We start from the raw sequence: 23,252 nt of genomic DNA, 5'->3' as shown, positions 1-23,252 counted from the left end.
CCTGCAAGCGTACAGGTTCCAAAAAGGTGAATGAATGCCAAAATACAAGAATATCTTTTGTCTATCCGTCCTGGCATCAGCAATCTTGCTGAGTGCCTGCCAGCCGAAGGGTAATGAGCCGGAAGACTCAGGTGCTTCCGAGGCGCTACAAGCCGAAGCACTTAAACTCAGCGGCGATACCGAAAAGCTCAAGTTGGCGATTCCAGAGTGTGAAGACAAAAGCTGTCCGGAAATCTCAATTGAACGTCTGAACAGTAATCAGGGCTTTATTGATGAATGGATCGACCAGCAGATTCTGCAACAGTTGAAAAATATCCTGTCTGTTGATGCGATTGAACCGGCAAAAGTGAGCGCTGCCAGCGAAGCAGAAGCGGCTGCCTCTGAACCCAAAGCGGCTTTGGCCACAGTGACCACACCGAAACAGCAGCTTGAGCAGCAAACCCAACCCTATATGCAGACTTTTTTAAATCTGGATAAGGAGCTTAAAGCTCTGAGCGCCAGTCATAGTATTAGCCTGATGATTAAGCCCAAGATTTTGAATTCAGGAGATCCGTTGGCGACAGTGGTTCTGAACAGCAGTTATTATCTGGGAGGAGCACACGGCGCATCTGCACAGACTTATTATAATTTTGATCTTGAGCAGAAGAAACTGGTCAAGCTGGATGACATTATTGCGGCCAAACAGAAAGCCCAACTGGAAGCGCGTGCTTATGATGCGTTTAAAAACTGGGTGGTAGAATCCAAGCTGGCCAAAGATGTAGCTGAATATGAGCAGGCCTGGAAGTTCAAACTCACCGATAATTTCTATCTGGCTCAACAAGGTCTGGTCTTGCAATATGCCGAATATGAAATTGGGCCATATGTGGTTGGCTTGCCACGTTTAATGATTCCTTATGAGCAGCTACAAGGTGTACTAAAACCCGAATATCTGCCTCAAACTGAAAAAGCTGCCTCTGAGGCACAGCCAGCACCTGTTGCAAAAGCCAAATGACCTTAAAATTGTTTGATACGCATACCCATTTTGATGTTCCCGATTTTGATCCTGATCGGGAACAGTTGGCGTATGCGGCCAAAGCGGCAGGTGTCGAGCATCTGGTTTTAATTGGTTTTTTGCAAAACCGTTTTGCGGATCTGTTAAGAACCCATCAATTTATCAATGACCTGGAAAATGCACCGCAAAGTCATTTAGCGCCGGGCCTGCATCCGTTTTATATTGAACAGCACCAGACTGATCATTTACAGGAGCTGGAGCAGCTGCTTAAAAATGAGCATTGTATTGCCATTGGCGAAATCGGTCTGGATACCTTTTTAAAACAGCACAAACAGGCTGAAATTTTCCAGAAACAAAAAGATTTTTTTGCTGCACAACTGGAGCTGGCACAGCAATTCGATAAGCCGGTTTTGCTGCATATCCGCAAATCACATGCGGAGGTTTTGCAGATTTTAAAACAACAGCAGTTTAAACAGGGCGGCATTGCGCATGCCTTTGGTGGTGGGATTGAGGAAGCCAAGGCCTTTATCAAATTAGGATTCAAACTGGGCATCACCGGGCAAATCACCAATCTAAATGCCAAAAAACTTCATCAAGTGGTGCAGTATGTCGGACCAGAACATCTGGTATTGGAAACTGACTGTCCGGATATGACGCCACTCTGTTGTCAAAGCTCGACCGAGCAACGTACCCGAAATACACCTGCAAATTTACCTTATGTGCTGCAAGGACTGGCAAAGAGTCTACATATGCACAAAGATGAACTGGCTGAACAGCTCTGGCAAAATACTCATCAGGCCCTGCATTTGACCATTTAATTGAACGCTCTTAACTCAGTCTTAAATTCCCAGTTCATCATAAAAAGAAAAAAAGGTGCATTATGCAATTTCTAAAACGCTCCAGACTTGGCATCATGCTATATACATTCTTTTAGGTGAGATTCACATGGCACAAGGACTTTTGGCGGGTAAGCGCTTCTTGATCGCGGGCATTGCGAGTAAATTATCGATTGCTTTTGGTATTGCTCAGGCATTGCATCGTGAAGGTGCTGAATTGGCTTTTACTTATCCAAATGAAAAGCTGAAAAAGCGGGTAGATGACTTTGCTGAACAGTTTGGTTCGAAACTGGTTTTTCCTTGTGATGTGGCAGTCGATGCTGAAATTGACCATGCATTTGCCGAACTGGCTAAACACTGGGATGGTCTGGACGGCGTAGTGCATTCTATCGGTTTTGCACCGGCACATACGCTAGATGGTGACTTCACCGAGATCACGGATCGTGAAGGCTTTAATATTGCACATGACATCAGTGCTTATAGCTTTATTGCAATGGCACGTGCGGCAAAACCTTTGCTGCAAGTCCGTCAAGGCTGTTTGCTGACATTGACCTATCAAGGTTCTGAGCGTGTAATGCCAAACTATAACGTGATGGGTATGGCCAAAGCCTCTTTAGAAGCAGGCGTACGTTATTTGGCGTCTAGCTTGGGTCAGGAAGGTATTCGTGTGAACGCGATCTCTGCGGGTCCAATCCGTACCTTGGCAGCTTCAGGTATTAAATCATTCCGTAAAATGCTTGACCTGAATGAGAAAGTTGCTCCATTAAAACGTAATGTGACGATTGAAGATGTCGGTAATGCTGCATTGTTCCTGTGCTCGCCATGGGCTAACGGGATTACTGGTGAAATCCTGTATGTTGATGCTGGTTTTAATACTGTTGGTATGAGCGCTGATTTGATGGCGGATGCGGAATAAATCCTATAAGTCCTCTCTCCCTCAGGGAAAGAGTTAGAGAGAGGGGAATGACTTCTTCCTCTGAATGAGGAAATGATTAAAATCCCCCTCATTCCCCCTTTGATAAAGGGGGAGGCCACTCAAGGCAATAAAAAAGACCGCATAAGCGGTCTTTTTTAGATTTGAAGGATAGCGATTAAGCTTGACCATCCACAGCAGCGGCTTGCGCACGTTGCATATTGGCTTCAAATTCAGCATCGAAGTTGATTGGTGTAAGTAGCAACTGTGGGAAGCTGCCTTTAGTCACCATATCATTCACTGCTTCACGTAGGAACGGGAACAGGATGTTCGGACAGTATGCACCCAGGATATATGGAAGACGCTCTTCTTCAACGCCATCCACCAAGAAAATACCAGCTTGAGTCACATCAACGATAAACGCGGTATCACCTTCGTTGGTTGCTTGAACCACGACTTTCAAAGCTACTTCAAAATGAGTTTCATCAATTTTTTCTGCAGAAGAAGAAAGATTGATGTTTAACTCAGGTTGCCATTGCTTGGTAAAAACTTGTGCCCCAGGAACTTCAAAAGAAATATCTTTGGTGTAAATACGCTCTAATGCCAATTGTGGTTGAGCTTGTTGTTCTTCACTCATTTTTTGATCCTTAATATGAAGTGATAATTTTAGTAAGGTTAAGCCAGCAATTCATCAAGTTTGCCTTCACGCTCTAAAGCATAAAGTTGGTCAAAACCACCGATGAACTGATCATTAATAAAAATTTGTGGCACGGTACGGTGATTGGTACGCTGCATCAATTCAAGACGTACTTCAGGCGCTTCTTGAGACAAGTTAATCTCTTTATATGCCACACCCTTACGTTCCAGTAGCTGTTTTGCACGCACGCAATAAGGACACACTGTCGTCGAGTAAATAGTAACTTCAGCCATGATCAATCTCCTGTTCGTGGATTATTTGCTTTTCACCAAAGGTAAACCTTGAGCTTTCCAGTTGCTGACGCCGCCATCAAGACGGTAGGCATCGGCATGACCAACCTGCTGTAATGCAGTACCAGCCACCTGTCCAAGGTTACAAATGAACACCAAAGGGCGATCAGATGCTTTCAGCTCTTCAACATGTTTTGTAATCTGGCTATATGGAATATTACGGCTGCCGCTGATATGACCTTCACGGAAGTCTTTGGCATCACGTAAATCAATCAGCATGGCATTTTTTGCTTTGACTAAAATTCCCAGCGATTGCGGAGAAATTTTGCGACCGTTACGTTGACCTTCGATAATGAAGAACAAAACCACTAATACCGCGAGTGTTCCAAATAAGAAGGGGTGATTCCCCATAAACTCGAACCAACGTTCCACAATTCACCTAATTACAATTTTAAAATTGCCAAGAGTATAGCTCATAAATATGGTGATCAAAATCACCGCTTCAAGGGCCAAGGGTTAAGAAAATTAATTTTTTTGCTGTGCTTCAGTGATTTCGTCGATTAAACGTAAATAGCTGTCCAGTCGGCGCGGTAAAATTTCACCTGCGGCAGCAGCCTGACGCAAAGCACATTGTTTTTCATGCTTATGGGTACAGTTACGGAACTGACAATGGCCGAGCAGGTTTTCAATTTCAGGAAAGCCGCTTTGTACCTTATCTAAAGTCAGATGCCACAGGCCAAATTCACGAATTCCCGGAGAGTCAATCAGGGCGGCACCTTCACCAAAACCGATCAAGCGCGTTGATGTCGTAGTGTGCTGACCAAGTGCCGAGTTTTCCGAAATAATATTGGTTTTCTGTGCGGCATCCGGCACGATCGCATTAATCAGCGTGCTTTTACCCACACCAGATTGACCGACGAAAGCCACCGTTTCATTTTCCAGACGATTAGACAGTGCAGTCAGGTCGCCATCGGATTGGGTCTGCATCACTTCATAACCGAGATCTTGATATTCTTGCAGCAGAGTCAGAATCGGATCGTTTTCTTTTAACAAATCGGCTTTATTCATCACCAGCAATGCAGGAATATCGGCATCGGCACAGGCCACCAGATAACGGTCGATCAGGCCCGGCGCTGGCTCAGGCAATGGTGCAAACACGATCACAATCAGTGAAATGTTGGCCGCTACCGGTTTAACCTTGTGATAGCGGTCGGGGCGTGTCAATAAGGATTTTCGGGGATGAATCGCGGTGATAATTCCTAAACCGGTATTCGGATCGGCTTGCCATTTGACCCGGTCACCCGTGACCAATAAATCCAGATTGGTTCGAGTATGACAGCGCCAGACGCTGTCCAGTTCAATCTCTTTCCAGAAGGGTTCAGGCTCACCATCGGCGACCACAGGTTTTTCAGGGTGAATGTCAGGGCGAGACAAAGCTTGCACTTCAAGTTGGCGGCCATAATGTTGCACCACTAAACCTTCAAGATCACTGGAGGTATCGAGATCTTCTTGACGTGTTTTCTGTTGTTTCTGAATGCGGCGCTGTTGTTGCTCTGTCAGACGACGCTTACGTATTAAGGCCATTCATATCCTAAAAAACCGGGTAAATCAGATGGCAAAAATAGCATGAAGCAGCCCCCGAATGACACCCAAGATGTAATTAATTTGCTACTATAGTTGTTTTTAAACCCAATAAGATTGCGCATTTATGAGCAGCACCGCTGATACCCGCCTGATTTGGATTGACCTTGAAATGACAGGTCTAGACACAGACAATGATCAAATTATTGAAATTGCAACAATTGTAACCGATGACAATTTGAATATTTTGGCAGAAGGTCCTGTGCTTGCGGTACATCAGCCTGCACGTCTGTTAAATGCCATGGATGAGTGGAACACTCGCCAGCATGGCCAGTCTGGTCTGATTGAACGTGTACGTCGCAGTAAACTGACCGCTCAGGATGCCGAACAGCAAACTATTGAATTCCTGAAAAAATGGGTCAATCCAAAATCTTCACCGATGTGTGGTAACTCGATCTGTCAGGATCGCCGTTTCTTGCACCGCCTGATGCCTGAACTGGAGCAGTATTTCCATTATCGCAATCTGGATGTCTCTTCAGTGAAAGAGCTGGCCAAACGCTGGCGCCCGGAAATCATGAGTGGCCTCAAGAAAAATGCCTCGCATCTGGCGATGGATGACATTCGCGATTCGATTGCGGAACTGAAATACTATCGTCAATATTTCTTTATCATGAATAAAGACTAATTCCGATAGATGAAAAAGAGGCGCAAGCCTCTTTTTTATTTTACTGAACTGGATTTTTTTCTAGCGTAAAACTGCTCCATGCTTTCAAAGGCTACCCACAAGAGCAATAACACGATCAGATGATTCTGTGTTTCATAACGATCGAAAATAACCAAGCCAAATAATCCTAATGTCATTAAACGAATGAGAATGCTGAGATAATAATTTTTGTTCTTTTGGCTGATCAGAACATAAAAATAAAGCCCGATACAAAGCATGTTCAAACCTAAAAGGGTGTTAAATAGCATGACATTCCACTCCTTTTGGCCAAATGACATAGAATTAATTTGTTGATATTTTAATCAATTACGAGTGCGTTGTCGCTCTCATCCGATCTGAATGTCATTTAAATCGATCAAAAATTTAGTGGCGGTAAAGAAAAGCGGATTTTGCTAAAATGATCCGGTATTTTTATTGCTATAGATGACCTATGACCGACCTGCTTCAAGATGATGAATATGACCGCCGTTTTGCTGGTGTTGCCAAAATTTATGGAGAAGACAGCTTTAACCATTATGAAAAAAGTCATGTGATGGTGATTGGTATCGGTGGTGTCGGTTCATGGGCGGTAGAAGCACTGGCACGTAGTGGTGTGGGCGAGCTGACCTTGGTCGATATGGATGTGGTGGCCGCGTCTAATATTAACCGTCAATTGCCTGCCATGAGTACGACATTAGGTCACGAAAAAATTGAAGTTATGGCCGAGCGTTGCCGTGCAATTAATCCGCGGATTAAAATCAATCTGGTTGATGATTACCTGACGCCTGAAAATATCAAAGAAACTTTAGCAGGTGATCCAGATTTAATCCTCGACTGTATTGACGATGTCAAAGCCAAATTCGCCTTGATGCTACATTGCCGTTTTAACAAGATTCCTTTAATTGTATCGGGCGGGGCAGGGGGTAAACTGGATCCGCTGAAAATTCGTGTTGCAGATTTATCTAAAACCGAACAGGACCCGATGCTGGCCAAATTGCGTGCCCAATTACGCGGCAAAGGCATCTGCAAAAAGCCTAAAGAAAAATTTGGAATTACCTGTGTCTATTCCATTGATAATCCGTTTTCGAGTGCCGATGTCTGTGCCAGTGCCGGCTTGCGCTGTGGTGGTTATGGCTCTGCCGTGGTGGTGACTTCGAGCTTCGCCATGGTCGCCGTGGCAGAGGGTTTGAAAAAGCTGGACAGTAAAAGAGCAAAAGCCTGATTTAAAAAATAAAAAGCACAATCTATGTGCTTTTTTTAAACTGACGTTTAGAATGAAAGGATTCATTCGCAGAACAAAAATAATGTTTTGGAGCAGCTATGTGGTTCTTGCTGGTACTGATTTTGGGGATAGGGGCGTTGGCGATCTGGATGTGGAAACGTCCGGATCCGGTGAAACGTGATCAGGCGAAGGCTGTACAACATGATTTATGGATTGAGCAGATTGATGCTCAACTGAAACATGCAGCACGTTTGAGTTCAGATCAGGAACATCCGAATTATGAACGTGCCTATCAGATTTATCAGGGACTGGCTCAGCAACAGGAAATCCCACAAGCTTATGTAGGCATGGGATTGATGCATCTGCAAGGTTTGGGACATGAGCAGAATACCGAAAAGGCGATTAGTTATCTAGACAAAGCCTTTCGTCTGGGCAGTGATGAAGCCGCCTATCATTTGGGGCAGATACATGAAGGGGAGGTGTATCAACAGGCTGACCCGGAAAAAGCCTTGTACTGGTACCGACATGCGGTAGCACGGGGCAATTTGGATGCCCTGTACCGCGTCACTGAACTTTCTTCTACCGAAGGCCAGCCTCAAAACGAGATGACTGCAGAAAAACAGCGTCTGGCATTATTAATTCAAAATGCCGGGCAGGGTCATGCCAATTCGCAGTATCAGTTGGCTCAGTATTATTTGGCAGATTCAACAACCCAAGATTTAGTGCAAGGAATTCATTATCTGTTTCTGGCGGCACAACAAGATCATTTGGCCGCTAATCAGCAGATCGCCGATGATTATGCTCATGGACAGATTCTCCCCCAAGACCTAACACAATCGCTGCAATTTATTAAACGTTGTATCAGTCTAGGTGACCAGAAAGGTCTGTATGATTATTATGCCGGTGTGTTACAAGGCCGTATCGATAACGACCAGCGTCAGCGCGTATTCCAGCATTTATTGCAGCAGTCCAAAGAACACGCCGATGCACACGCCAAGACCTTAATCGGACGGGCTTATTTTCATGGCTGGTATGTTGATAAAAATGAAACCATGGCATTTCGTTACTGGTCGGAAGCGGCCAACAGTCAGCATGCGCCTGCATTATGCATGATTGCTGCGCTGTATTTTGAGCAGCACCTGGTGGCCACCGAACCGCAAAAAGCATTTGAGTTATATCAGGCTGCCTATCAGCTTAGTCCTGACGATGTGTCTGCACGGATGGGGCTGGCACTGTGTTATTTAAACGGTATAGGCACAGTTAAAGATACGGGTAAAGCCACACAAATGATTCAGACTGCGGCACAGCAGTATTGGCAGATTGTGGCTCAGTCTGAAGCGGATTTAATTTATATCGTCGGCCGGTTTTATAGTCTGGCTGAATATCCATTGCCGACACGTGATAAAGCTGTACAGTACCTGAATCAGGCGGTTGCGAAAGATTCGAAAGAGGCAGCATGGTTCCTGTACCAAGCTCTGTCAGGCATTTATCCTGTGTTTATCAATAATGCAGAGCTGGCCAATCGTTATCTGCATCAGGCTGCGCAATTGGGTCATGCCCAGGCACAAGCAGAATTGGGCTTGAAGTATCTTAAAGGGCAACAGATTGCGCAGGATATTACCTTAGGTTTGAGCTATCTGCAAAAAGCAGCCGCTCAGCAGAATGGTGTGGCGCTAAATGCTCTGGGTGAAGCCTATGAGCAAGGTCAAGGTGTTGAGAGTAATATTGAGCAAGCCGTACAGTATTATCAGCAGGCGGCAGCGCAGGTGAATGCAGATGCCTATAGTCATCTTGGGCGTTTATATACCAAAGGCATTGGCGTGGAGCGTGATATTGGGATTGCACGGGACTGGCTGGAAAAAGGCAGTTTGCTCGGGCATGAGCGATCAACTGAATTATTGAAAAATGTGCATGCCTATTTGCAAATGAAGTAATTTTTATTGACATCACGCAATATAAAAAACCGCTGTTAGACAGCGGTTTTTTTATGGTTCAAGCTTTGTTTAAGGTAATTGCTGGATTGGACTGCCACCTAATGCCTGCATTAAAGTCACATAGGCATTGTACTGGTTCTGTCGGGTTTGCACCAAAGACAGCCGCGCATTGCGCGTAGTTTCCTGTGCATCCAGCAGGTTCTTTAAAGCGACTGCACCATTACGATAACGCACTTCAGTCAAGCGTTCAGTTCTTTCTGCTAGCTCAACATTGCGTTGCTGCAAAGCCACCTGCTTAGTGAGCTCAGTCCGATTCGACAAGGCATTTTCCACATCGGCAAAGGCTTCATACATGGTCTGGCGATACTGGATAATGGCTTTTTCATATTCCAGCTCATTGACTTGCAGATCACGTTTCATGTCATTCCATTGCAGGAAAGGCAAGGTCAGACCGGCACCTAAAGTTGCAACCGGATTTTTCAGTGCATTCGAGAGGGACGTACTGCTGCCAATACCGGTGGTCAGATTGCCGGTCAAACTAATGGATGGATAGTAGCTGGCTTTGTTGGCATCTTTATTAGCTAGTGCCTTACGCAAGCGCAGTTCAGTCGCTCGAAGGTCAGGACGACGTGACAATAAACTCGCCGGTAAGTCAGCCTGAATACTCGGCAATTGAATATTCGGTAAACGGCTTGGCTCTTGAATCGCGAGCTGTTGAACCGGCATGTGCAGCAATACCGCGAGTCCGGTACGTGTTTCCACACGTTGTTGTTCAATCTGGCTTAAGGTTGCCTGTTGGCTTTGAATCGCCTGTTCCGCCTGGGTTAAATCCAGACCGGATACTGCGCCGGCACGATATTGCACTCGCACCAGATCATAGGTTTTTTGCGCGGTCGCCAGATTTTGCTGTACCACGCTATAACGTTCATTCAGATAAGCCAGTTGCCAATAGAGTTGCGCTGTGGTGCCGATCAGGCTCTGAGCAGTTGCCTGCAAGTCTTCTTCAGAGGCTAAGGCCTCCCAGCGAGCGGCTTCGGTTTGATTGGCCAGTTTGCCAAACAGATCCAGTTCATAGCTTAAGCCCGGATAACCCAGAGAAATACCGGTCGAAGAATCGCCACCACCATCTAGGCTAAAACGATGGCCCGTTGAAATTCTTGCATCACCGACACGAACGCCTTGCTGGCTTTGAGCCTGTCTGGCTTGAATGCGGGCCTGTTGTAAACTAATGCCAGCCACTGCCAGGTCGGTATTCTGCGCCAATACTTCATTCACCAAATTATTTAATTGCGGATCTTTAAATAAAGTCCACCATTGATCTGCCAGAATATCGGCATGAATCTGCTGACTAAGCACCTTATTGTTTTGAAAGCTGCCCGGCATATTAAGCGCAGGCTGTTCATACGGTGTTTTTACCACTGCGGCACAACCGACCAGCGAGCTTCCCAGCAAAAGGGCACTGGCAAGCTTGGTTAAATTCATTTGCATATCAGGTTCCTTATTCGCGAGAAAGTGCATCGACTGGATTCAGACGAGCAGCGTTACGTGCCGGGATAAAGCCAAACACAATCCCGATCAGGCTTGAGCAGACAAAGGCAGCCACAATCGAAGTGGTTGAGTATGCCATCTGGAAAGTGCCGCCGGCAAAATGGGTAATCAATTGGCCAATTCCGAGGGAAAGCAGTACACCCAAAATACCCCCCAAGATACAGACTAAAACGGCTTCAATCAGGAACTGCTGTAAAATATCACTTTGACGTGCCCCCACCGCCATACGTACCCCAATTTCCTGAGTACGTTCAGTCACTGAGACCAGCATGATATTCATTACCCCAATCCCGCCGACCACCAGTGAAATCACCGCAATCGCTGAAATCAGCAAAGTCATGGTCGCTGTGGTTTGCTGAATGGTTTCACGGATACTGTCGGCATTCTGGGTAAATACATCCTGCGCACCATGTCGCTGTACCAGCAGATTCAGAATCGCATTTTCAGCCGCTGCACTTGGGTATTCATCCTTAATCCGCACAATGATGCTACGCACATTGGATTGCCCCAGCATACGGCTCATCACGGTGGAATAAGGCAGATAGACATTCAGGCTGTCATTATTGCCCATCATGCCTTTTTGCGCGTCGATCACCCCGATAATTCGGCTCGGTACGCTTCCGAGTAAAATCACCTGACCCACCGGATTGGTGCCATCCTTAAAGAAGGTATTTTTGGTATTGGTGTCAATGACGACATCTTGCGCCTGTTGCATGACGCTACTGCGATCAAAGGGCTGACCGGACTGGAAGGTCATACCACGCACGTAGAAGAAATCTTCACTGACGCCGTTGACCGTGGTTGAAGCTTCGATTTCTTTATAACGGCCGGTGACACTGCTATTCACCGATGGGCTGACGCCATCGACATACGGTTGTTCAGCCAGCGCATCGGCATCGGCCGGAATCAGGGTTTTGGACTGTGAAGATCTGGAATTGTCCCCAAAGCCTCGACCCTGAAATACGGTAATGGTATTGGTCCCCAGACTACTGATATTTTCCAGAATCTGTTTTTGTGAGCCATTGCCCAGCGCGACCACCGAGACCACCGAAGCGATACCGATAATGATTCCGAGCATGGTCAGGAAAGTCCGCATGCGATGTGCATTCATGGCCAGCAAGGCCATACGAAAGGCTTCACCTAGACGGTCAACTGCAGAACGCCATGAAGAAATCTTCTTTTGTTCACTGCGGATTAGCGGCTGTTTTTCCAGATGCTCTTCGACTTCAGGAACATTGGGCTGATCAGAAATAATATTGCCGTCCGAGATCTCGATAATCCGCGTCGCATTTTTCGCTACATTATGATCATGTGTGACCAGAATGATGGTATGACCTTTAGCATTCAGTTCACGCAAAATGCGCATCACTTCAATACCGCTGTTCTTGTCCAATGCACCGGTCGGTTCATCGGCCAGAATCACGTCACCGCCATTCATTAACGCACGGGCAATCGAAACACGTTGCTGCTGACCACCAGAGAGCTGGCTCGGACGATTCTGGGTTTTTTCACCCAGACCCAGATCGGTCAGAATCTTGACGGCTCGCGCATGCCGTTCAGATGAATCCGCACCGGCATAAATCGCAGGGACTTCGACATTGCCTGCTGCATTTAAATCGCCCAGCAGATGATAACGCTGAAAAATAAAGCCGAAATATTCACGGCGTAATTGCGCCAGTTCATCCGCTTCCAGTTCCCGGGTTTCACGGCCTTTGACCTTGTAGCTACCCGTGGTCGGTTTGTCCAGACAACCCAGAATGTTCATCAGGGTCGATTTACCGGAACCGGACTGGCCGACAATCGCTACCAGTTCACCCGGATAAATCTCCAGATTCACCCCTTTTAAAATCTGGACCGTACTTTCACCCGCAGGGAATTCACGAACCAGATTTTTCACCTCGAGGAGAGGCTGTTGTTGTGAATTCATGCTTACATTCTCATTGGGCCACGGCTATTGCCACCGCGTTTTGCCGCATCATTGGAGGTATCAGAACCATCGGCAATCACCACCTGATCACCACGTTTTAAACCTTTCAGCACTTGCGCAGTGGCACGGTTATTCAAGCCGATTAATACAGGGGTTGGTTTCGCAGTACCATCGGCTTGCAAGACACGAACCACGCCACGCTGTGCTTTACCTTGCTCAATCAGCGCAAGTTCTGCTTCAGACAGGTTTAGACGCGCTGGACGTTCACCGGCAGGGCGGTTACCTTGAGCCGAATCGCCTTCAGGACGTGATGCCGAGCCGCCTTCACCGAGAGAACCCTCACCACGCGCTTCACCACGATTGGCACGTGGAGGACGGTTTGAACCTTGAATGGCCGCAGCAGGAATGGTCAGCACATTTTTAGCTTCATCCAGTACGATATAAACTTGCGCAGTCATATCAATACGCAATTTTCCATCTTCATTCGGGACATCGAACAATGCGTTGTAATACACCGCAGAACTTGACGATGAGCTTGAGGTATTGCCATCGGTATTAATTGAATTGGGTGCAGGCTCAACCTGACGCAGTTTGGCGTAAATCTTTTTCTCGTTATTGCCTAAGGTAGTGAAATAAACCGTCTGACCTTCTTCAACTTTCATGACATCCGCTTCAGAAATTTCAGCTTTAATGGTCATGGTGTCGAGTTTGGCCAGTTTAACAATGGTCGGCGCACTCTGGTTGGCATTCACGGTTTGACCTTCTTCAGTCACAATCGCCACAATCGTGCCATCCATCGGGGCTACAATCTGGGTATAGCCAAGATCTTCTTTGGCAGTCGCCAGCGTCAAACGCGACTGTTCAATCTGTGCATTGATAGCGGTGATATCCGCTTGCGCCGTTTTATAGTTCGCAAATGCCGATTCCAGCTCTGAGCGAGAAGTGGCATCCTGTGCATACATGGCTTTCTGACGGTTGTATTCAGCTTCAACTTTGGCCAAATTCGCCTGTCTTACTGCAAGTTGTGCCATCTGATTTTTAATGCTGGCTTCAGCGGTTTTTAAATCATTTTCCTGACGAACGGAGTCAATCCGCGCAATCAGCTGACCTTGCTTGACCTGATCGCCCAGTTCTACATACATTTTTCTGACCTGACCCGAAACCTGCGCCCCTACGCTGACCATCTTGGTCGCTTCCAGAATACCAGTCGCCAGTACAGAGCTTTCGATATCGCCTTGGGTGACTTCAGCCGTAATATATTGCGGAGGCTGTTCTTTGGGTTTGAGGAAGTACCACCCCGCAGCGATGAGCGCAATGGCAATCACGGCGGCCATAATCAATTTCGTCGGTTTTATTTTTGGCATGATCAATATCGGTTCAAAATCAGAGAATTGTGAACGATTATAAAAGCGAAATTAGGATAAATCGTGTATTTTTTTAAACTAATAGGAATGATTATTATTTTATTTTTCGAATTTTGACAAAGACTTAGTGAAATAGGGGCTTGCCACAGATACTGGAAATCGCCTGTAGTACCAAATGCTCCGGATTTTCATGTCCGAGTCCTTTAATTGAGGCATCAATTCTTAATAATAACCCCGGCCAGGCCAGAAAAGTCTGTGGGCTGAGACGGCGCAAGGCTTGTTGATATAAGCCGACTTTGGTTTTCCAGATCCCGATTTGCAAGGCATTTTGCGGTTGTTCAAACAGCTGCATCAACAGACGCATTTCCTTGCTGAGACTCCATAAAATCAGGCTCATCGGTTCACCTGAAACGACTAGATACTGAAAAATTTTGATCGACTGGGAAAGATTACCTTGTAGCAGGGCATCGCTCAAATCATAGGTGCTATAACGTGACTGATCTTGTAAACATGCATATAAATGATCAACCTGAATGATATCGACTTCAGCAAAGGTATCGCTAACCCGCATCAGGCTGTTCTTTGCTGCAAGCAGGTTGTGCTCATGATGTTGTTCCAGCCATTGCCAGGCATCATTGGCTAAACGAATGCCGAGTTTTTCAGCTTCAATACCCAGAATCTGCTGCCGGTCTTTTGGATAATTGGCCACCAGCGAAACATTCACACCATTGGCATCAATCAGCTGAAAGAAACTGGATTTCAGGCTATTACTATCCTGTTTGGGCATCACCACCAACAGCAGGTTTTGTTCATTATGCTGCAAATAGTTTTTCAGTAACTTGATTGCGCTGGCATCCGGTTTGATATTGCCATGTACTTCAATCGCCAACTGGGTTGAAAACAGCGACAAGCTGTTCAAGGCATTAAAGACGGTTTTCCAGTCGGCGACCGAACTAATGTCATAGCGTTGACGTTCAATGTCCTGCTTTTGCCAGCTGGCCCGAAAGGCATCAATTAAATTCTGTTCCAGCAAAGGCTCTTGACCATGCAAGACCCAAGCACCGCGAGCTTCATCGACACGTTTCAGGGCTTGCAGATAATCAAGTTTCATAAAGAGGTCTTATTGAGCAGGTTGCGCTGAGGTATTTTGTTTGGCTAAGGGTAAGCGGTTCGATGAAATCTGACGCGCGATCTGCTGCGCCACATCATCAATAATGACCTGATTCAGATATTTTTGTTCCTGGTCATCGGTGTTGACCGTTTCAATATCATATTGATACGTACGTGTTGCCACGACAGTGCGTGGTTCAGTGATCGGATTGCCTTGTGCATCTTCAATCCGGAAAGTCACGTTTAAACGTAACAAGGTTTCAACTAGTTTACCGTTCAGTTCCAGACGGCGAGGGGTGTAATCCAGGACACGTAACACATAAGCATTGGGTGCATTACTCAGCTGTACGCCTGCAGCACCGAGGTAAACTGCCAGTTTCTCTTGCAGTTCTTCAGTATTGGGCGGTAAAGACAGGCTCATGACAGAGTAAGCAACAGGGGCGGAGCTCGGATTGGTTCCTTTCAGATGAAAGCCACAGCCGACTAAGCCTGCACTCAGACCACAAGTTAAAACAATTGCTGCTAAATGTTTGCCCAAATGCATGTGTTGCCCTCTATGCTTCCCGAAGGGGAATATTTGAAATCCTGAACTGGATTGTAAAGTCAAAGCCCGTTGGCTGGCAACGGGCTTTGTTTGGGAATTGTGAAATCCTTCAGAAAGTTCCTTCTCCCTCTGGGAGAAGGTTAGGATGAGGGGTTATATATTTACCTCTCCCTAGCCCTCTCCTGAGAGGAGAGGGAACTTAAGGATTTAAACCACCAAATTCACTAATTTATTCGGTACCACAATTTCTTTCTTGGTTGGACCCGTCAAGAATTGCTGAACTTCAGGCAATGCTTTGGCTTGAGCCAAGATGTCATCTTTAGAGGCATCTACAGATACTTCTAACTTGCCACGGAGTTTACCGTTGACTTGAACCACGATGGTTTGCGTATTACGTGTCAGCGCAGACTCATCTACCGCAGGGAACAAAGTTGAATTCAATTCAATCCCAAATTCAGCCAATAAAGTCTGGCTTAAATGCGGTGCAAATGGTGCAACTAAAGTTAACAGCGTGGTAATTGATTCACGTGCAACAGCAACGTCATTGTCATCTTGGGCTTCAAACTTGTTGTTGGCGTTTAGAAGTTCCATCAATGCAGCAATGGCGGTGTTAAATGCATGACGACGTTCGATGTCATCACCGACTTTTTGGATGGTTTCGTGTGTCTTACGACGTAGGTCTTGCGCAGCCGTAGACAGTGCCGATTTGTCGATGTTTGCAGCAGTATTCGCTTTTTCAAGGAAACCTGTTGCTAAACGCCATACACGTTTCAGGAAGCGGTTTGCACCTTCAACACCGGCATCAGACCATTCCAGTGATTGATCAGGTGGTGCAGCAAACATCATGAATACACGTGCCGTATCTGCGCCGTACTGGTCAATAATCGATTGTGGGTCGATACCGTTATTTTTCGATTTCGACATTTTTTCCTGACCACCAACCACAACTTCCTGGCCATCTTCTTTATATTTTGCAGAAAGCACACGGCCTTTTTCGTCTTTTTCAAGTTCGATATCTGCCGGGTTAAACCAGGTTTTCTTGCCAGATTCAGCTTCACGATAGAAGGTATCTGCAAGCACCATCCCTTGCGTTAACAAGTTAGTGAATGGTTCATTGCCTTGTACCACGCCTTCATCACGCATCAATTTGTGGAAGAAGCGTGCATAAAGCAAATGCAGAATCGCGTGTTCAACACCACCGATGTATTGGTTGACAGGTAACCAAGTTTGACCCGCTTCAGGTTTTACCATGCCATCAGTAAAGTCTGGAGATGCATAACGTGCATAGTACCAAGATGATTCCACGAAGGTATCTAGCGTATCTGTTTCACGACGAGCATCGCCACCACAGCTTGGGCATGACGTTTCGTAGAATTCAGGCATTTTGTTCAACGGGTTACCCGAGCCATCAGGTACGACATCAGTCGGTAAGACCACTGGAAGTTGCTCTTCAGGTACAGGAACCTGACCACATTTTTCACAGTTGATCATTGGAATTGGGCAACCCCAATAACGCTGACGAGATACACCCCAGTCACGTAAACGGAATTGAACTTTAGAACTTGCCAGACCTGTTGCTTCTAATTTGGCAAGGAATGCATCGTATGCATTCTGGAAATCTAGACCGTCAAATTCGCCTGAATTGACCAGTTTACCTTCTTTCGAGCCATACCATTCTTGCCATTGAGTCGCATCAAAGTCAGCATCATCTGCGCCTTTGGCATCAATCACTTGCTTGATGGTCAAGCCATATTTATTGGCAAATTCGAAGTCACGTTCATCGTGTGATGGAACCGCCATCACTGCACCTGAACCATAAGACATCAGTACGTAGTTGGCGATCCAAACCGGAACTTCTTCGCCAGTCACAGGATGCTTCACAGAAAGACCGGTTGCCATGCCTTTTTTCTCGGCAGTGGCAAGATCCGCTTCTGCCACAGAACCCATACGGCATTCTTCAATGAATGCAGCCAATTCTGGGTTTGTTTCAGCCGCTTTCAGCGCCATCGGGTGCTCTGCTGCAACTGCAACATACGTTACGCCCATCAAGGTATCGGCACGGGTAGTAAATACCGTTAAACCATCTGCATACACGTCAGGATTTGCTGAAGGGAAAGTGATGTCCATCCCTTGTGAGCGGCCAATCCAGTTACGCTGCATGGTCAACACTTGTTGTGGCCAGCCATCTTTAAGCGTGTCTAAATCGTCAAGTAACTCTTGCGCATAATCAGTGATGCGGAAGTAGTACATTGGAATATCACGCTTTTCTACCAATGCACCTGAACGCCAGCCACGACCATTTTCAACCTGTTCGTTGGCAAGAACAGTCTGATCGACCGGATCCCAATTCACGGTTGAAAGCTTACGGTAGATCAAGCCTTTTTTATAAAGCTGAACAAATAGCCATTGTTCCCAACGATAGTATTCAGGGGTACAGGTCGCAAATTCACGATCCCAATCTACGGCTAGACCGAGTTTTTTCAACTGGTCACGCATGTAAGCAATATTTTCAAATGTCCATTTTGCCGGTGCAACCTGGTGTGCAATCGCTGCGTTTTCAGCAGGCAGACCAAAAGCATCCCAACCCATCGGTTGCAGGACAGTTTCACCTTTTAAGCGATGGAAACGGCTGATCACGTCACCAATCGTATAGTTACGCACATGACCCATATGTAGCTTGCCACTTGGGTAAGGGAACATCGAGAGAATATAACGACGTGGACCTTCTACTTTGTCGGCAACTTTAAAGGCTTTGCGAGATTCCCAATCCTGTTGGACTTGAGGCTCAATCGCACTGGCTTGATATTCGGAATCAATGTGAGTAGTCATAAACGTATCAGTGAATTACGGTGAAAAAAGTCTGTTGCACAGCATAGCGCAAAATGTACCTAAAAGTGAATTTTGCGCCGGCATTTCCCGAAGAAAAAACACGCTGTTCTATATAGAGGTGTCTTATAAAGCAACTGCACGATTTTTAGATTGCTGCAAGGCTTCGTTGGCTTCACGTTGTTGCTGGTCCTGATTCGCAGGAACTTGAGGGGCTTGTTGCTGTTGTTCTTGAGGTGTGTTCTCGGTTTGAACTTCAGTTTCAGTAGTTCTAGATGATGCTGGTGCTGAATTTTTCCAGCCATAGGTATCCACTGTGGTGGCTTTTTTCGCAGATTTCGGTGGTGGTGTTTTCGTATAGTGCGTGGTGCCCTTGGTATCGACCCATTTATAATACTGGATTGCTGAAGCACTGCTGCTACAGATGCCTAGAGAAATTGCACAACTCAGACTTAAGGCAGTTAAAAAAGATATTTTCATTGTTTTTGAGCCTCTGTGTTCTAGCCATAAAATACTACAAAACATTGTAGTGATTTTCACAGTAAAAATAATGATTTTTTTATCCGCTCTATTCATGATTAAGAGTCGAACAGCTTCTGCATCTCGTTTGTAGAAGTGGTGAGCAAATTTTCAGACACAAAATTTATTGATAAACAACTTCACTTGATTTAATAAAAATTCATTCATTTTTTTTATATAAGACATACTAAAAATTTATAAAATTAAATATATAAGTTTATGAATTTTATTGGATTAAATATTATTAGATTAATTCTTTATTACTGTCTTTGCTCTAGATCGCTGTTAAAAACAGCAAATCAGGTGTTTTTAAGCGCATATTGCCTGTTTTTTAAACTTGACTTTAAAGCCTGAAAACACAAGAATGCTGCAATAGTTTTATATGCCTTAATCGATCACCCTTCGACTAAGTGTCATTTCATGCAGTGGGCGATTTCTCTAGCCGAGAAATTGAACAAAGCTAAGCAAAATATGTTTATCCCAACATGTTTTAGGTCTTGTATTGCTCGAACAGCCAAGAGATCAGATTTTTTTCCTATTGCTATGAAAACTATGAAATTTGTGTGCTATAACAGTGCAGACAGTTAACAAATGAAACACTGCAAATGCCTCCCATTTGTGCAGTGTCATAATATTAGGGTGAATCACGTTGGAACTTCTATCTGGTGGTGAAATGCTTGTTCGCGCATTAGCGGACGAAGGCGTTGAACATGTTTTTGGATACCCAGGCGGCGCAGTTCTTCATATTTATGATGCGCTATTTCAACAAGACAGAATCAATCATTATCTCGTACGTCACGAACAGGCTGCCGGTCACATGGCCGATGCTTACTCACGCGTGACAGGCAAGACCGGTGTTGTGCTAGTGACTTCAGGTCCGGGTGCAACCAACACGGTAACGCCAATTGCAACGGCCTATATGGACTCAATCCCGATGGTGATTTTGTCAGGTCAGGTTGCGAGTCATCTGATTGGTGAAGATGCATTCCAGGAAACCGATATGGTCGGTATTTCACGTCCAATCGTGAAACATAGTTTCCAGGTGCGTCATGCCAGCGAAATTCCTGCAATTATCAAAAAAGCCTTCTATATTGCGTCTTCAGGTCGTCCAGGTCCTGTAGTGATCGATATTCCAAAGGATGCGACCAATCCTGCAGAGAAATTTGCTTACGAATACCCAGAAAAAGTGAAGATGCGTTCGTATCAGCCACCATTTCGTGGTCATTCAGGTCAAATTCGTAAAGCAATTGAAGAATTAATCAACGCTAAACGCCCAGTGATTTACTCAGGCGGTGGTGTAGTTCAAGGCAATGCTTCAGCACAATTGACAGAACTGGCGCATTTATTGGGTTATCCAGTGACCAATACCTTGATGGGTCTTGGCGCATTCCCGGGTAATGATGAACAGTTCATCGGTATGTTGGGGATGCACGGTACTTACGAAGCCAACATGACCATGCACAATGCAGATGTAATTCTGTGTGTGGGTGCGCGTTTCGATGACCGTGTTACTAATAACCCTGCGAAATTCTGTCCGAATGCAAAAGTCATTCATATTGATATCGACCCAGCGACGATTTCAAAAACCATTATGGCGCACATTCCAATTGTCGGTGCTGTAGAGCCTGTACTGAATGAGATGTTGAACCAGTTAAAACAGCTTAATGTTTCTAAGCCAAATCCTGAAGCGATTGCGGCATGGTGGAAACAGATCAATGAATGGCGCAAGGTTCATGGTGGTCGTTTTGAGGCGGGTGTTGATGGTGTAATGAAGCCACAACAAGTGGTTCAGGCATTGGACAAAGTGACCAATGGCGAAGCGATCATTACTTCTGACGTCGGTCAGCATCAAATGTTTGGTGCGATGTATTACAAATACAAACGTCCACGTCAATGGATCAACTCAGGTGGTCTAGGCACCATGGGTGTAGGCTTGCCGTATGCAATGGCTGCGAAGCTTGCATACCCAGAACAGCAAGTAGTGTGTATCACTGGTGAAGCATCGATTCAGATGTGTATCCAGGAACTGTCGACCTGTAAGCAATATGGCCTGAATGTAAAAATCCTGTGCCTGAATAACCAGTCTTTAGGGATGGTAAAACAATGGCAAGATATGAACTATGAAGGACGTCATTCAAGTTCTTATGTAGATTCATTGCCTGATTTTGCCAAACTGATGGAAGCCTATGGTCATGTCGGTATTCAGATTAATCATGCCGATGAGCTAGAGTCGAAGCTTGCAGAAGCGATGGCGATTAACGACAAGTGCGTATTTATTAACGTTATGGTAGATCGTACCGAGCACGTTTATCCGATGTTGATTGCGGGTCAGTCGATGCAGGATATGTGGTTGGCTAAAGGGGAGCGCACGAAATGAGACATATTATCTCTGTACTCGTAGAAAACGAATCAGGCGCGCTTTCTCGTTTAGTGGGTTTGTTTTCACAGCGTGGCTACAATATCGAAACATTGAATGTTGCTCCGACTGAAGATCCAACGCTTTCACGTTTGACATTGACCACTTATGGTGATGATCACAAGATTGAGCAAATTACCAAACAGCTTAACAAGTTGGTTGAAGTGGTGAAAGTGGTTGACCTGTCTGAAGGTGCACATATTGAGCGTGAATTGATGCTGATTAAAGTCAAAGCATTGGGTTCATCGCGTGACGAAATCAAACGTACTGCGGATATTTTCCGTGGTCAGATTGTCGATGTAACACCAACGACCTATACCATTCAAATCGCGGGTACAACTGAAAAAGTGGATGCGTTTATTGATGCACTTGCTGAACACACGATTTTAGAAGTCGTACGTTCAGGTGTATCAGGTATCGCACGCGGCGAAAAAGTACTCACCATCTAATTTAAATATTTCCTCATCCTAATAAGAAGGGGGTATCAGGCAATGTAAATTTAAGGGTCATTGCCTGATTTAACGGACAAACAAGCATTTAAGCGGAGACAGCAATGCAAATTTTTTACGATAAAGACTGTGACTTATCTATCATCCAATCTAAGAAAGTAGCGATCATTGGTTACGGTTCACAAGGCCACGCGCATGCGCTTAACCTGAAAGATTCTGGTGTTGACGTAACTGTAGGTTTACGTGCGAACTCTGCTTCTTGGAAGAAAGCTGAAAATTCAGGTCTTAAAGTTGCTGAAGTTCCTGCTGCTGTAGCACAAGCTGACGTAGTGATGATTTTGACTCCAGATGAGTTCCAATCTCAACTTTACCGTGACGTAATTGAGCCAAACATCAAGCAAGGCGCTACTTTAGCATTTGCTCATGGTTTCTCGATTCTTTATAACCAAGTTGTTCCACGTGCTGACTTAGACGTAATCATGGTTGCACCTAAAGCTCCTGGTCACACCGTACGTTCTGAATACCAACGTGGTTCAGGTGTTCCTGACCTTATCGCGATTCACCAAGATGCTTCTGGTAATGCGCGTAACGTTGCTCTTTCTTACGCTTCAGGCGTAGGTGGCGGCCGTACAGGTATCATCGAAACTTCATTCCGTGAAGAAACTGAAACTGACCTTTTCGGTGAGCAAGCAGTTCTTTGTGGTGGTGCTGTTGAATTGGTTAAAATGGGCTTCGAAACTCTGGTTGAAGCTGGTTATGCACCAGAAATGGCGTATTTCGAATGTCTACACGAACTTAAATTGATCGTTGACTTAATGTTCGAAGGCGGTATCGCGGACATGAACTACTCAGTGTCAAACAACGCTGAATACGGCGAATATGTAACGGGTACTGAAGTAATCAACGAACAGTCTCGTGAAGCAATGCGTAATGCGCTTAAACGTATTCAATCTGGCGAATACGCGAAGATGTTTATTCAAGAAGGTGCGTTGAACTACCCATCTATGACTGCCCGTCGTCGTCAAAATGCTGCTCATGGTATCGAAGTTACTGGTAACAAGTTACGTGCGATGATGCCTTGGATTCAAGCGAACAAAATCGTAGATAAAGAAAAGAACTAAGGTTTCGTGCCTTAAAAAGAGGAAAGCAGCGCTTGCCTCTTTTTTCGTACCTTGGATCCAAGCAAACAAAATCGTAGATAAAGAGAAAAACTAATTTCTCGAATCAATTGATTTGAATGCGAAAACCCACTTAATTTGAGTGGGTTTTTTATTTCTATGTTTACGTGCCTTAAAAAATGGGGAAAGCAGTGCTTTCCCCATTTTTTAATATCTTGGAGCCAAGCAAACAAAATCGTTGATAAATAGAAAAACTAATCTCTTAATTGGCTGATTTTTATGCTATAAAAGCCCTGCCAAAGCGGTAATGCCAGTCAGTTAAGC

At 45.4% G+C, this 23,252-nt stretch carries 21 protein-coding genes; 9 read left to right on the top strand and 12 right to left on the bottom strand.

The window, feature by feature from the left end; all coding sequences use genetic code 11:
• The first annotated feature begins 34 nt into the window (after window positions 1-34).
• The 3 genes from BFN00_RS10660 (at window position 35) to BFN00_RS10650 (ending at window position 2,743) form a co-directional block, all read left to right on the top strand.
• On the top strand, window positions 35-991 hold the full coding sequence (locus BFN00_RS10660; protein WP_071851583.1) for an RsiV family protein: 957 nt from the start codon (window positions 35-37) through the stop codon (window positions 989-991).
• Window positions 988-1,809, top strand: coding sequence for a TatD family hydrolase (locus BFN00_RS10655; RefSeq protein ID WP_071851581.1), 822 nt, complete (start codon window positions 988-990; stop codon window positions 1,807-1,809). The genes BFN00_RS10660 and BFN00_RS10655 overlap by 4 nt, the downstream gene beginning before the upstream one ends.
• A gap of 127 nt (window positions 1,810-1,936) precedes the next feature.
• Window positions 1,937-2,743 carry an enoyl-ACP reductase FabI gene (locus tag BFN00_RS10650; RefSeq protein WP_004647438.1) on the top strand — a complete coding sequence of 269 codons (807 nt, stop codon included), beginning with the start codon at window positions 1,937-1,939 and terminating at the stop codon, window positions 2,741-2,743.
• Between the two features lie 175 nt (window positions 2,744-2,918).
• On the opposite strand, the gene secB is transcribed toward BFN00_RS10650, so the two are convergent.
• The 4 genes from secB to rsgA all read right to left on the bottom strand — a co-directional run bounded on the left by secB (window position 2,919) and on the right by rsgA (window position 5,251).
• Window positions 2,919-3,377, bottom strand: a complete 459-nt coding sequence (gene secB / locus BFN00_RS10645) for a protein-export chaperone SecB (protein ID WP_004647439.1) — start codon at window positions 3,375-3,377, stop codon at window positions 2,919-2,921.
• Window positions 3,378-3,415: 38 nt separating this feature from the next.
• Window positions 3,416-3,670, bottom strand: a complete 255-nt coding sequence (gene grxC, locus BFN00_RS10640; RefSeq protein WP_004278388.1) for a glutaredoxin 3 — start codon at window positions 3,668-3,670, stop codon at window positions 3,416-3,418.
• A 21-nt stretch (window positions 3,671-3,691) separates the two neighbouring features.
• Window positions 3,692-4,099 carry a rhodanese-like domain-containing protein gene (locus tag BFN00_RS10635; RefSeq protein ID WP_004278386.1) on the bottom strand — a complete coding sequence of 136 codons (408 nt, stop codon included), beginning with the start codon at window positions 4,097-4,099 and terminating at the stop codon, window positions 3,692-3,694.
• Window positions 4,100-4,192: 93 nt separating this feature from the next.
• Window positions 4,193-5,251: a ribosome small subunit-dependent GTPase A gene (gene rsgA, locus BFN00_RS10630; RefSeq protein ID WP_005103207.1), complete on the bottom strand. Its 1,059-nt coding sequence runs from the start codon at window positions 5,249-5,251 to the stop codon at window positions 4,193-4,195.
• A 124-nt stretch (window positions 5,252-5,375) separates the two neighbouring features.
• Between rsgA and orn the strand changes: the two genes are divergently transcribed.
• Complete coding sequence (gene orn / locus BFN00_RS10625; RefSeq protein ID WP_004278381.1) at window positions 5,376-5,933, top strand: oligoribonuclease; 558 nt, start codon at window positions 5,376-5,378, stop codon at window positions 5,931-5,933.
• Between the two features lie 35 nt (window positions 5,934-5,968).
• On the opposite strand, the gene BFN00_RS10620 is transcribed toward orn, so the two are convergent.
• Window positions 5,969-6,220, bottom strand: a complete 252-nt coding sequence (locus BFN00_RS10620) for a hypothetical protein (RefSeq protein ID WP_071851579.1) — start codon at window positions 6,218-6,220, stop codon at window positions 5,969-5,971.
• A 182-nt stretch (window positions 6,221-6,402) separates the two neighbouring features.
• Here BFN00_RS10620 and BFN00_RS10615 point away from each other — a divergent pair, with 182 nt between their 5' ends.
• Window positions 6,403-7,173, top strand: a complete 771-nt coding sequence (locus BFN00_RS10615; protein WP_071851577.1) for a tRNA threonylcarbamoyladenosine dehydratase — start codon at window positions 6,403-6,405, stop codon at window positions 7,171-7,173.
• 98 nt (window positions 7,174-7,271) lie between these two features.
• On the top strand, window positions 7,272-9,107 hold the full coding sequence (locus BFN00_RS10610; protein WP_071851575.1) for a tetratricopeptide repeat protein: 1,836 nt from the start codon (window positions 7,272-7,274) through the stop codon (window positions 9,105-9,107).
• Window positions 9,108-9,176: 69 nt separating this feature from the next.
• Here the strand turns inward: BFN00_RS10610 and BFN00_RS10605 are convergent, their stop codons facing one another.
• The 7 genes from BFN00_RS10605 to BFN00_RS10575 form a co-directional block, all read right to left on the bottom strand.
• Window positions 9,177-10,595, bottom strand: a complete 1,419-nt coding sequence (locus BFN00_RS10605) for an efflux transporter outer membrane subunit (RefSeq protein WP_071851573.1) — start codon at window positions 10,593-10,595, stop codon at window positions 9,177-9,179.
• Between the two features lie 10 nt (window positions 10,596-10,605).
• Window positions 10,606-12,582: a MacB family efflux pump subunit gene (locus tag BFN00_RS10600; protein ID WP_044109938.1), complete on the bottom strand. Its 1,977-nt coding sequence runs from the start codon at window positions 12,580-12,582 to the stop codon at window positions 10,606-10,608.
• Window positions 12,583-12,584: 2 nt separating this feature from the next.
• The gene (locus BFN00_RS10595) at window positions 12,585-13,946 is read right to left on the bottom strand and encodes a MacA family efflux pump subunit (RefSeq protein WP_044109941.1); all 1,362 of its coding nucleotides are present in this window, start codon (window positions 13,944-13,946) and stop codon (window positions 12,585-12,587) included.
• 124 nt (window positions 13,947-14,070) lie between these two features.
• Window positions 14,071-15,057, bottom strand: a complete 987-nt coding sequence (gene holA / locus BFN00_RS10590) for a DNA polymerase III subunit delta (RefSeq protein ID WP_004733070.1) — start codon at window positions 15,055-15,057, stop codon at window positions 14,071-14,073.
• Window positions 15,058-15,066: 9 nt separating this feature from the next.
• Entirely contained in the window at window positions 15,067-15,600 is a 534-nt protein-coding gene (locus BFN00_RS10585) for an LPS-assembly lipoprotein LptE (protein WP_005103222.1), read from the bottom strand.
• 207 nt (window positions 15,601-15,807) lie between these two features.
• Window positions 15,808-18,429, bottom strand: coding sequence for a leucine--tRNA ligase (leuS, locus tag BFN00_RS10580; RefSeq protein WP_071851570.1), 2,622 nt, complete (start codon window positions 18,427-18,429; stop codon window positions 15,808-15,810).
• 123 nt (window positions 18,430-18,552) lie between these two features.
• Window positions 18,553-18,906, bottom strand: coding sequence for a DUF4124 domain-containing protein (locus BFN00_RS10575; RefSeq protein ID WP_004647450.1), 354 nt, complete (start codon window positions 18,904-18,906; stop codon window positions 18,553-18,555).
• Between the two features lie 688 nt (window positions 18,907-19,594).
• On the opposite strand from BFN00_RS10575, the gene BFN00_RS10570 reads away from it, so the two are divergent.
• The 3 genes from BFN00_RS10570 (at window position 19,595) to ilvC (ending at window position 22,931) form a co-directional block, all read left to right on the top strand.
• Window positions 19,595-21,322, top strand: a complete 1,728-nt coding sequence (locus BFN00_RS10570; protein WP_071851568.1) for an acetolactate synthase 3 large subunit — start codon at window positions 19,595-19,597, stop codon at window positions 21,320-21,322.
• Window positions 21,319-21,810, top strand: a complete 492-nt coding sequence (ilvN, locus tag BFN00_RS10565; RefSeq protein ID WP_004278369.1) for an acetolactate synthase small subunit — start codon at window positions 21,319-21,321, stop codon at window positions 21,808-21,810. The genes BFN00_RS10570 and ilvN overlap by 4 nt, the downstream gene beginning before the upstream one ends.
• Before the next feature lie 104 nt (window positions 21,811-21,914).
• Window positions 21,915-22,931, top strand: coding sequence for a ketol-acid reductoisomerase (gene ilvC, locus BFN00_RS10560; protein WP_004278368.1), 1,017 nt, complete (start codon window positions 21,915-21,917; stop codon window positions 22,929-22,931).
• Window positions 22,932-23,252 lie beyond the last annotated feature (321 nt).

This window comes from Acinetobacter sp. AR2-3 (genome assembly GCF_001878775.1).
GTDB lineage: Bacteria > Pseudomonadota > Gammaproteobacteria > Pseudomonadales > Moraxellaceae > Acinetobacter > Acinetobacter lwoffii_D.
The sequence above is the reverse complement of the archived record's forward strand: the minus strand, read 5'-3'. Positions and strand labels throughout refer to the sequence as shown.

Coding starts and splice junctions, on each gene's coding strand:
- BFN00_RS10660 (WP_071851583.1), top strand. CDS start 35: ATGCCAAAATACAAGAATATCTTTTGTCTATCCGTCCTGGCATCAGCA.
- BFN00_RS10655 (WP_071851581.1), top strand. CDS start 988: ATGACCTTAAAATTGTTTGATACGCATACCCATTTTGATGTTCCCGAT.
- BFN00_RS10650 (WP_004647438.1), top strand. CDS start 1,937: ATGGCACAAGGACTTTTGGCGGGTAAGCGCTTCTTGATCGCGGGCATT.
- secB (WP_004647439.1), bottom strand. CDS start 3,377: ATGAGTGAAGAACAACAAGCTCAACCACAATTGGCATTAGAGCGTATT.
- grxC (WP_004278388.1), bottom strand. CDS start 3,670: ATGGCTGAAGTTACTATTTACTCGACGACAGTGTGTCCTTATTGCGTG.
- rsgA (WP_005103207.1), bottom strand. CDS start 5,251: ATGGCCTTAATACGTAAGCGTCGTCTGACAGAGCAACAACAGCGCCGC.
- orn (WP_004278381.1), top strand. CDS start 5,376: ATGAGCAGCACCGCTGATACCCGCCTGATTTGGATTGACCTTGAAATG.
- BFN00_RS10620 (WP_071851579.1), bottom strand. CDS start 6,220: ATGCTATTTAACACCCTTTTAGGTTTGAACATGCTTTGTATCGGGCTT.
- BFN00_RS10615 (WP_071851577.1), top strand. CDS start 6,403: ATGACCGACCTGCTTCAAGATGATGAATATGACCGCCGTTTTGCTGGT.
- BFN00_RS10610 (WP_071851575.1), top strand. CDS start 7,272: ATGTGGTTCTTGCTGGTACTGATTTTGGGGATAGGGGCGTTGGCGATC.
- BFN00_RS10605 (WP_071851573.1), bottom strand. CDS start 10,595: ATGCAAATGAATTTAACCAAGCTTGCCAGTGCCCTTTTGCTGGGAAGC.
- BFN00_RS10600 (WP_044109938.1), bottom strand. CDS start 12,582: ATGAATTCACAACAACAGCCTCTCCTCGAGGTGAAAAATCTGGTTCGT.
- BFN00_RS10595 (WP_044109941.1), bottom strand. CDS start 13,946: ATGCCAAAAATAAAACCGACGAAATTGATTATGGCCGCCGTGATTGCC.
- holA (WP_004733070.1), bottom strand. CDS start 15,057: ATGAAACTTGATTATCTGCAAGCCCTGAAACGTGTCGATGAAGCTCGC.
- BFN00_RS10585 (WP_005103222.1), bottom strand. CDS start 15,600: ATGCATTTGGGCAAACATTTAGCAGCAATTGTTTTAACTTGTGGTCTG.
- leuS (WP_071851570.1), bottom strand. CDS start 18,429: ATGACTACTCACATTGATTCCGAATATCAAGCCAGTGCGATTGAGCCT.
- BFN00_RS10575 (WP_004647450.1), bottom strand. CDS start 18,906: ATGAAAATATCTTTTTTAACTGCCTTAAGTCTGAGTTGTGCAATTTCT.
- ilvN (WP_004278369.1), top strand. CDS start 21,319: ATGAGACATATTATCTCTGTACTCGTAGAAAACGAATCAGGCGCGCTT.
- ilvC (WP_004278368.1), top strand. CDS start 21,915: ATGCAAATTTTTTACGATAAAGACTGTGACTTATCTATCATCCAATCT.